The organism is Streptomyces sp. OfavH-34-F (assembly GCF_022347745.1).
Taxonomy (GTDB): domain Bacteria; phylum Actinomycetota; class Actinomycetes; order Streptomycetales; family Streptomycetaceae; genus Streptomyces.
Genome location: NZ_JAKRGC010000299.1, coordinates 1 through 7956, shown reverse-complemented (window position 1 = coordinate 7956; position 7956 = coordinate 1). Strand labels below are relative to the sequence as shown.

Annotated in this window: 8 protein-coding genes; 2 read left to right on the top strand and 6 right to left on the bottom strand. The window is 74.3% G+C overall.

Annotation, left to right across the window (positions count from 1 at the left end; all coding sequences use genetic code 11):
• Positions 1 to 898: hypothetical protein (locus tag MHW47_RS28880; RefSeq protein ID WP_239226704.1), on the bottom strand; the 898-nt coding region annotated here is incomplete at its 3' end.
• Positions 899 to 1393: 495 nt separating this feature from the next.
• Here MHW47_RS28880 and sepH point away from each other — a divergent pair.
• Positions 1394 to 2449 (top strand): septation protein SepH, encoded by a 1056-nt coding sequence (gene sepH, locus MHW47_RS28875; protein WP_239226703.1) that lies wholly within the window; start codon positions 1394 to 1396, stop codon positions 2447 to 2449.
• 101 nt (positions 2450 to 2550) lie between these two features.
• On the opposite strand, the gene MHW47_RS28870 is transcribed toward sepH, so the two are convergent.
• Positions 2551 to 3381 (bottom strand): sulfurtransferase, encoded by an 831-nt coding sequence (locus tag MHW47_RS28870; RefSeq protein WP_239226702.1) that lies wholly within the window; start codon positions 3379 to 3381, stop codon positions 2551 to 2553.
• 230 nt (positions 3382 to 3611) lie between these two features.
• Between MHW47_RS28870 and MHW47_RS28865 the strand changes: the two genes are divergently transcribed.
• Positions 3612 to 4388, top strand: a complete 777-nt coding sequence (locus MHW47_RS28865) for a VOC family protein (protein ID WP_239226701.1) — start codon at positions 3612 to 3614, stop codon at positions 4386 to 4388.
• Positions 4389 to 4419: 31 nt separating this feature from the next.
• Here MHW47_RS28865 and MHW47_RS28860 read toward each other — a convergent pair whose 3' ends face one another.
• From MHW47_RS28860 to MHW47_RS28845, 4 genes are all read right to left on the bottom strand, one after another.
• Positions 4420 to 5070, bottom strand: coding sequence for a thymidine kinase (locus MHW47_RS28860; protein WP_239226700.1), 651 nt, complete (start codon positions 5068 to 5070; stop codon positions 4420 to 4422).
• Positions 5071 to 5129: 59 nt separating this feature from the next.
• Positions 5130 to 6320, bottom strand: coding sequence for an alkaline phosphatase family protein (locus MHW47_RS28855; protein WP_239226699.1), 1191 nt, complete (start codon positions 6318 to 6320; stop codon positions 5130 to 5132).
• Entirely contained in the window at positions 6320 to 6916 is a 597-nt protein-coding gene (locus tag MHW47_RS28850) for a DUF5998 family protein (protein ID WP_111338629.1), read from the bottom strand. The genes MHW47_RS28855 and MHW47_RS28850 overlap by 1 nt, the downstream gene beginning before the upstream one ends.
• 90 nt (positions 6917 to 7006) lie before the next feature.
• Positions 7007 to 7956 (bottom strand): acetate--CoA ligase family protein (locus MHW47_RS28845; protein WP_239226698.1); only part of this gene is annotated, 950 nt, incomplete at its 5' end.

The following is a 7956-nucleotide window of genomic DNA, read 5'->3' as shown; positions in this document are numbered from 1 at the left end:
CCGCCGGGTCCGTGGGGGTCGGGGTGGGCGTGGGCGTCGCCGTCCCGCCGGGGACACCGCCGCGCTCGGGCTGCGGGGCGGTGCTGCCGCCTTCCCGGCCTCCGGTGCCGGGAGTCGGCGTGCCCGCGTCGTCCGGGGTGCGGTCCGTGGTGTCCCGGTCGGGGGTGTCGCCCTGGTCGGCGGGTGCGGGGGTCGACGGCTTGGCGTCGCGCTCGCCGCGTACGACGGAGCCGACGGTCGTCCCGCCGCCGCCGCTGAGGTCGCCGCCGGAGATCAGTTCGTACGTGGTGATGCCGGCCATCGAGACGACGAACACGACGGCCGCGCCGATGGCCGACCGCTTCCAGCCACGCAGCCGGGTGCCGTGGGTGGTGGCCTCCGAGAACTCCTCGTCCGGCCCGTGCCCCGGAGGGACGGCGCGCAGCATCATCGTCTCGTCCGCGACCGCGGCGGTGTCCCCGTCCACGCGGCGCAGCACCGTCGTCTCGTCCGCGTCCCCGTTCCCCTTCCCGTCCACGCGGCGCAGCACCGTGGTGGCGTCGTCCACCGGGGCGAGCAGGGCGGTGATCCCGGCCGGGGGCTCGGAAGCCGGGCCGTCGGACCGGCGCGCGCCGGTCTCGCGGGTGTGGACCGTCACCTCGCGTCCGGGGTGCTTCACCTGAACGGTGACTTCGCGTATCTGCTCACCCGTACGGCGGAAGAAGTGCTGGAAGACGGAGCCGCCGCAGGTGGCCACGACGCTCATCACACCGGCCCCGGCGATCGTCCCGTAGACGCCGAGCTGGGACGCCGCCACGGCCGCCGCCACCGCCGCGACCGCGCTGCCCGCGACCTGGGGCAGGCTCAGGTCGATCCGCCTTTCCTTCGGTTCTGTGTCGCTTTCCGGCTTCCGCACCATTTCCAGCCCTTGATTGACATCTCTCCCACCCTGCACCATCTAGGGACACGTGAGCGAAGTCGAAAGTTCCGGTTGCGTGGATTGTGTGAAGCACGACACGGATCATGGGCGGCGGGCATCGTGCGGGGTAGGTCAACTTCCACACCTCCCGATAACTTCGGCGGCGCGGCGGTCCACCCACATGGCCCGAATGGAGTACTGTGGCGAGCCCTGGGGCCGGATACCCGCACGGGCGTCCGGAACCTCCGGGAGGGGGCCGAAGGAGGCACTCGATCCGGCGGCGCACGGCATCGCACGGCGGCCTGCTACACAGAGTGATCATCGGTCACTTTGCGTTGCGCATGGGCTACCGTGGCATACCGGCGATCAAGGGCTCACGCCCGACACGCCGGGCAACACGGCAATGTTGTGGCAGGCCGCAGCCGGGCAGGCCACACTCGACTAGCGGAAGCAGCGACGCACGTGACGTCGGCAGGCACCACCCGGGAGGTCCCCATGCCCGAACTGCGTGTCGTGGCCGTCTCCAACGACGGCACACGACTGGTGCTCAAGGCTGCGGACAGCACGGAATACACGCTTCCGATCGACGAGCGCCTTCGCGCCGCCGTGCGCAACGACCGCGCCCGGCTGGGGCAGATCGAGATCGAGGTGGAGAGCCACCTCCGCCCCCGTGACATCCAGGCCCGGATACGAGCCGGCGCCTCCGCCGAGGAGGTCGCCCAGTTCGCCGGGATTCCCGTGGACCGGGTGCGCCGCTTCGAGGGCCCCGTGCTCGCCGAACGCGCCTTCATGGCCGAGCGGGCCCGGAAGACCCCGGTGCGCCGCCCCGGCGAGAACACCGGCCCCCAGCTCGGCGAGGCGGTGCAGGAGCGGCTGCTGCTGCGCGGCGCCGACCGGGAGACCGTCCAGTGGGACTCCTGGCGCCGCGACGACGGCACCTGGGAGGTCCTCCTGGTGTACCGGGTCGCCGGCGAGCCGCACTCCGCGAGCTGGACCTACGACCCGCCGCGCCGGCTGGTCCAGGCCGTGGACGACGAGGCGCGTTCGCTGATCGGCGAGACGGACGAGGTCGCGGCCCCCGAGCCCAGCTTCCCGTTCGTCCCCCGGATCGCCCGGCTGCCGCGCGACCGGCCGCTGGACCGCGCGCTGGACCGGCAGATCGAGCGCCCCGCCCCGCCGCCGCCCCCCGAGCCGGAGGAGCGGATCGCCGGGGTGACGGCGAGCGAGCGCGATTCGCTCACCAGCATTCTGGAGGCCGTCCCGAGCTTCCGCGGCGACCTCGTCGTACCGGAGCGCCCCTCGCAGCCGGAGCCCCCGGCGATCGAGCCGGCCCAGGAGCCGGAGGCCGAGGAGCCGCCCGCCGCGTCGGCGGGTGCCGGTTCCGCGTACGCGGACGTCCTGATGCCGCGCGCGGTCGCCGGCCACCGCGACCGGCTGACCGGGACGACGGACCGGCAGGCCGAGGCGGACGGGGTGCGCCCCGGACGCCGGGCGGCGGTCCCCAGCTGGGACGAGATCGTCTTCGGCACCCGCCGCAAGAAGCAGGACTGAGAAGGCCGCACGACATGACGAGGGCCCGTACGCGAGCGCGTACGGGCCCTCGTGCGCCGTCCGGGCGGCAGCGGGCGCGCCGCCCGGACGACGGTGTTCCGTTACTGCGGGTCGGGTCCGGTGGCGACCGGGCGCGACGGGTCGGCGGACCAGTGCGACCAGGAGCCCGCGTAGAGGGCGGCCCGGTGTCCGGCGAGCTCCAGCGCCAGGACCTGCTGCGCTCCGGAGACGCCCGAGCCGCAGTAGACGCCGACCTCGGTCGACCCGTCCTCGACGCCCAGCGCGGCGAACCGGGCGGCCAGACGCTCGGCGCTGAGGAAGCGTCCGTCCGCGTCCACGTTCTCGCCGGTCGGGGCGGAGAGCGCGCCGGGGATGTGCCCGCCGACCCGGTCGATGGGTTCCACGTCGCCCCGGTAGCGTTCGGCCGCCCGTGCGTCGAGCAGGACGCCGGAGCGGGCGAGGGCCGCGGCTGCGTCCGCGTCGAGCAGCGGCAGCGCACCGGGCGCGGGCACGAAGTCGCCCTCCACCGGGTCCGGGGTCTCCTTCGACAGCTCCCCCGGCCAGGCCGCGAGGCCGCCGTCCAGGACCCGTACGTCCTCGTGCCCCGCCCAGCGCAGCAGCCACCAGGCCCGGGCGGCCGCCCAGCCCTGGCCGCCGTCGTAGACGACGACCGGCGTGTCCGCGCGGACTCCGGCACGGCGCATGGCGGCGCCGAACACGGCCGGGTCCGGCAGCGGGTGGCGGCCGCCCTCGCCCGCCGGACCGGCGAGTTCCGCGTCCAGGTCGACGAAGACCGCGCCGGGGATGTGCCCGGCCTCGTAGTCGGGCAGGCCGTGCGGGCCGCCCAGCTGCCAACGTACGTCCAGGAGCACCGGCGGACGTGGCCCCGCCAGTGCGCTCACACAATCGGATGCCGAGATGATGGGCTTCATGTGTGCCATCCTCGCGCAGAGTCCCGGCCCTCCGTAACGACGGCGAACGGTCATATCCCGACGAACCGTTCCGCCTGCTGCGAGATCCCGGAATGGACGGCGCGGCCGGAGCGCATCCCGCGCCCGGTGGTGCAAGCATCTGCTCGGGGCGTACTCCGCTCGCGCCGCACCACGGCGCGCCCGGCCCCGTTTTCCCGTACGGCCACCACGATGGTCCGAGGAGAGTGACGATGACCGAGGCTGCCGCTCGGCGTACACCCGGAACACCTTGCTGGGTGAGCCTGATCGTGCACGGCCTGCGCACGACCGAGAACTTCTACGCCGAGCTGTTCGGCTGGGAGTTCGGCCCCGGCCCCGAGCAGTTGGGCCCGTACGTGCGGGCCCTGATCGGCGGGAAGGAGGTGGCGGGCCTCGGCCAGCTGCCGCCGGACCGGCACCTCCCGATCGCCTGGACGACCTATCTGGCCACCGACGACGCCGATCAGACGGCGGAGGCGATCCGGTCCTGCGGCGGCACGGTCGGCGTCGGGCCGCTCGACGCGGGCGAGGCGGGCCGGATGGCCATCGCGTCCGACCCGGGCGGGGCGGTCTTCGGGATCTGGCAGGCCGCCGCGCACGCCGGCACCACGCTGGCCGGGGCGCCCGGCACCCCGGTCTGGAACGAGCTGGTGACGCGGGAGACGTCGACGGTCGCCAAGTTCTACCAGGCGGTCTTCGGTTACGAGAGCAAGGCCGTCGTCTCGGCGGACTTCGACTACCAGACCCTGTACCTCCAGGGCCGTCCGGTGGCCTCCCTGCACGGCGTCGGCCACGCGCCGCTGCGCGACCGGGGTCCGCACTGGATGACGTACTTCGAGGTGGCCGACACGGACGAGGCGGCGCGGCGGGTCGCGGAGCTGGGCGGTCAGGTGCTGAGCCCGCCCAGGGAGAGCCCGAGCGGCCGGGTCGCGACGGTCGCGGACCCGGAAGGTGCGGTGTTCACCATCCAGCGGTCGGCCGCCGTCTGACGGCGACTCCGCCGCCGCGTGCGGGACGCGCTCAGGGCGAGGAGACCGGCAGGACGTCCGGGGAGAGCGCGCCCGCCCGCGCGGACGCCGCGGTCGCGCGGCGGCGGTGGTGCCGGCGGCACAGCACCTCGTAACCGACCTCGCCCGCCGGGCGGTTCACATCGCCGACGACGACCTGCGCCCCCTCGACGACCATCTCGCCGTCTATCGTCCGGGCGTTGTGGGTGGCGCGGGCACCGCACCAGCACAGGGCCTCGACCTGCAGCTGTTCGATCCGGTCGGCCAGTTCGACCAGCCGCTGCGAGCCGGGGAAGAGCCGGGTACGGAAGTCGGTCGTGATGCCGAAGGCGAAGACGTCCATCTCCAGGTCGTCCACGACACGGGCCAACTGGTCGATCTGGGCCGGGGCCAGGAACTGCGCCTCGTCCACGATCACGTAGTCGACCCGGCCGCCCTTGGACAGCTGGGCGACGAGGTACGCGTACAGGTCCATGCCCTCGTCCGCCTCGACCGCCTCCGTGACCAGGCCGAGCCGGGAGGACAGCTTGCCCTCCCCCGCCCGGTCGTCGCGGGTGAAGATCACGCCCTGCAGGCCCCTCGCCGAGCGGTTGTGGCCGATCTGGAGGGCCAGGGTGCTCTTTCCGCAGTCCATCGTTCCGGAGAAGAACACAAGCTCGGGCATGAGGGGTTGAGCACCTTTCGGAATGGGAAGGGAGAGCGGCGGCGCGGGGACGGAACGCGTTACGAGCGTACTTCGAGGAGCGGAACGAACTGCTCGACGGGGGTCATGGAGCCGTGCATGCCGACCATGGCCGACTCGTGCGGCTCGTTGACGGACGCGGTGATCACCACGTCGTCGTGGGCGGCCGCGACCACGTCGCCGATCCTGCCGTGGACCCGTTCGTCGATCCGGGGGCCGAACCAGCCCGCGGCGACGGCCTCGTCCCGGCTCGCCACCCAGAACTGCTCGCCCAGCACCTCGCGCCAGACGGCCAGCACGTCGGACGCGGCACCCGGCACGGCGTACACGTGCCGTGCCCGGCCCTCGCCGCCGAGCAGCGCGACCCCGGCGCTCAGCTCCCAGTCCTCGTCGAAGTCGATCCGGGACTGCTCGTCGAACGGGATGTCGATCATGCCGTGGTCGGCGGTGATGTAGAGCGCCGAGCGCGGCGGAAGCTGTTCGGCCAGGCGCCGGGCCAGTCCGTCCACGTACATCAGCTGGCCGCGCCAGGCGTCGGAGTCCATGCCGAAGCGGTGCCCCTTGCCGTCCACCTCGCTGTAGTACGTGTAGACGAGCGAGCGGTCGCCGGCGGCCAGCCGTTCGGCGGCGGTGTCCATGCGCTCCTCGCCGCTGAGCCGGCCGAGGAAGGAACCGCCGCTGAGCGCGATCTTGGTCAGCGGGGTCTGCTCGAAGGCGGGCGCGGAGACCTGCGCCGTGCGCACTCCGGCCGCGTCGGCGAGCTGGAAGAGGGTCGGGTGGGGCTGCCACGCCTTCGGCGGGGTCCACGGCGTCCAGCGGAGCTGGTTCATCAGCTCGCCGGTCTCGGGGTTGCGGACCGTGTAGCCGGGAAGGCCGTGCTCGCCGGGCGGCAGGCCGGTGCCCACGGAGGCCAGCGAGGCCGCCGTGGTGGCCGGGAAGCCCGCCGTGAGGGGACGGCCGGTGCCGCCGCGCGAGGTGGGCAGCAGCCCGTGCAGAAACGGGGCCTCGTCGGGGTGCGCCTTGATCTGCTCCCAGCCGAGGCCGTCGATCAGGAAGACGCAGTTCCGGTCGGCGGGGGTGAGTTCGCCGATGGCCGCCTCGAAGCCGGGCACGCCCTGGCCCGCGAGCAGGGTCGGCAGCAGATCGGCGAGCGAGCCGCTGCCGTACTCCGGGACGGGGGCGCTGTCCACGGACAGCGGGACGGGCTCGTCCTGCCAGGCCGGCTCGGCCATCAGCGGCCGGCCGCGGGGGTCGCGGCGGTGGCCTCAGAGAGGGCCTGGGCGAAGGCGAGGGTCTGGCGCACGGTGTCCGGGCCGTCACCGGCCTCGCTGACCCGCAGGCTCAGGTCGTCGGCGGTGGTGTTGCCGGTGTAGCCGTGGTCGGCCTCGCAGTTGGGGTCGCCGCAGGCGGCGGGCTCCAGGTCGATGCGGGAGACCGCGCCCCAGCCGATGGTCAGGACGACCTCGCGGGGCAGCGTGCCCGGAACGTACTTCTCCGGATCGGCCACGACCCGGCTGACCACGACCGACGAGATGCGGTCGAGCTTGACCGACTCGGTGGAGGTGGTGGCGTACGGGGACGGCGAGCTGGTGTCCGCGTTCTGCTCGTCGGTGTGGCTGACGATGAAGCGGGTGTCCGTGAGGACCAGCACCGTGACGTGCCGGCGCACCTCGTTGGAGTCAAAGGTCGTCTCCTGGTGGACGAGGTACGAAGAGACCGGCTCACCGCCCACGGCGGCCTCCACCGCCTCGGCCACGAGGGCCGGGTAGTAGCCGCTGCGCTCGATCGCCGCGCGCAGCCCCTGGGTCGTCGTACCGGTCTTAGCCATGGGAACCATCCTACGGGGGCCGGATGGCTGCCGGGGACGCCTCGTACGCCCGGCGCCCGGCGGGTCCGGGGGCGCGCGGGCGGTACCGGGTCAGTAGTTGGACAGGCGGCGCGGGCCGAGGTCCGTCCGGGCGGGCGGCGGCGAGAGCCGGACGCTCGCACCGAGCACGGAGAGCCCTTGCGGGGCGACCACCACGGGTTCCAGGGCGATGGAGACCACCTCGGGGTGGTCGTCCACCAGCCGGGAGACCCGCAGCAGCAGCTCCTCCAGCGCCGCGGTGTCCACCGGCGCCGCACCGCGCCAGCCGAACAGGACGGGGGCCGCCCGGATGGACCGGATCAGCTCGGCGGCGTCCCGGTCGGTGACCGGGACCAGCCGGTGCGCGGTGTCGCCCAGCAGCTCGGAGGGGGCCCCGGCCAGGCCGAAGGAGAGCACGGCGCCGGCCGCCGGGTCGATGGCGGCCCGGACGACGGTGTCCACGCCGCGCGGCGCCATCGCCTGGACGACCGGCCGCAGCTCGGCCGGCGCGCCGAGCAGTTCGGTCAGGTCCCCGTACGCGCGGCGCAGCGCGGCCTCGCTGTCGAGGTCCAGGCGTACGCCGCCGAGGTCGGCCCGGTGGCGCAGATGGGGGGCGGTGGTCTTGAGCGCGACCGGGTAGCCGAGCCGCGCGGCGGCGGCCACCGCCTCCTCCGGGCCGGGCGCGGGCAGCGTCGGCCGTACGGCGATGCCGTAGCAGGCGAGGAGTTCGCGGGCCTCGTCGTGGCCGAGTGGGCGGCCGCGCGGGTCGGGGTCCTGGCCGAGCAGGGTGTCGATGCGGGCGGCCGCGCCCGGCGCGTCGATGGTGTCGTCGAGGAAGTCGGGCACCTTGCCGGGCACGGCGGCCTGCCGCCGCCACTGGGCGTACCGCACGGCCTCGGCGAGCGCCCGCACGGCCCGTTCGGCGGCGGGGTAGGCGGGGATGCGGCCGATGCGCGGGAGGTCGTCGTCGTGGGCGGTGGCGGCGTCCGGGGCGGGGGCGGGGGCGGACTCGGGGGCGGGCG